Genomic DNA, 1,123 nt, shown 5'->3' with positions numbered 1-1,123 from the left:
TTCCGGTCCGCCGCTGTCGGGTCGTGTGCCTGAGAACGCGCCATAGCGCGGTCTGGGGCACACGACCCGGCCACCAGCACGCGTGACCGCGACCGTCCGCGGCCCTGACTACGGTGGGCCGCATGTACCTCGAGAACCTCGTCATCGACGCCCTCGACCCGCAGCGCCTGGGCCGGTTCTGGGAGGAGGCGCTCGGCACCGAGCGGCTGACCGACGTGCCGGAGGGCTTCGAGACGCGGCTCGACCTCGACGGTGGGCGGTACCTCGACCTGTGCTTCCAGCGCGTTCCCGAGCCGGCGTCGGAGCCGCCGCGGCTGCACGTGGACCTGCTGGGCGGCCCGGCGCAGGCCGAGGTGGTCGAGCGGCTGCTGGCGCTCGGCGCCCGGCACCTCGACATCGGCCAGGGCGACGTGCCGTGGACGGTCCTCGCCGACCCGGAGGGCAACCCCTGCTGCGTGATGGAGCACCGCGAGGAGTACGCCGGCACCGGCCCGATCGCGGCCCTGCCGCTGGACTCGGCCGACCCGGACCGGGACGCGGAGTTCTGGGCGTGGCTGACCGGCTGGACCGACGTACCGGCCACCGCGCCGCGGGCGCTGCGCCACCCGTCGCGGACCGGGCCGCTCCTCGAGCTGTGCCCCGAGGCCCGGCCCAAGGGCCCGGCGAAGATCCGCTGGCACCTCGACGTCCGCCTCGAGGCGGGGGAGGACGCCGACGCCGTGGAGGCCGACGTCCTCGCCCGCGGCGGGCGCAGGGTCGACACCTCCGACTGGGGCGACCTGCCGTGGCGCACCTACCTGGACCCGTCCGGCAACGAGTTCTGCGTGCTCCCGGCGCCCCGCGAGGAGCAGGCGTAGTGCTCGTCGCCGGCTGCTACCCCTGTGACCAGCAGGCGCGGACCGACCTGCCGCCGCGCGAGGACGTCGTGCACAGCGAGCACTGGCGGGTGGTGCACGCGTTCGACAGCAGCCTGCCCGGCTGGCTGGTGCTGCTCCCGACCCGGCACGTCCGGTCGTTCACCGACCTCGCGCCCGCGGCGGCGGACGAGCTCGGCGGGCTGGTCCGCCGGCTGAGCGTGGCCCTGGAGTCCGTGACGGGCTGCGTGAAGACCTACCTCATGCAG

Annotated in this window: 1 protein-coding gene and 1 pseudogene; both read left to right on the top strand. The window is 75.2% G+C overall.

Annotated elements, in window-relative coordinates; all coding sequences use genetic code 11:
* The first annotated feature begins 122 nt into the window (after positions 1-122).
* Positions 123-857 (top strand): VOC family protein, encoded by a 735-nt coding sequence (locus Q0L15_RS21175; protein WP_296606718.1) that lies wholly within the window; start codon positions 123-125, stop codon positions 855-857.
* Positions 857-1,123, top strand: a pseudogene (locus tag Q0L15_RS21170) (HIT family protein); the annotation flags it as partial. The gene Q0L15_RS21175 and the pseudogene Q0L15_RS21170, both read left to right, overlap by 1 nt.

Source organism: Nocardioides sp., from assembly GCF_024509035.1.
Classification (GTDB): domain Bacteria; phylum Actinomycetota; class Actinomycetes; order Propionibacteriales; family Nocardioidaceae; genus Nocardioides.
This window is presented reverse-complemented; position numbering and strand designations above follow the sequence as displayed.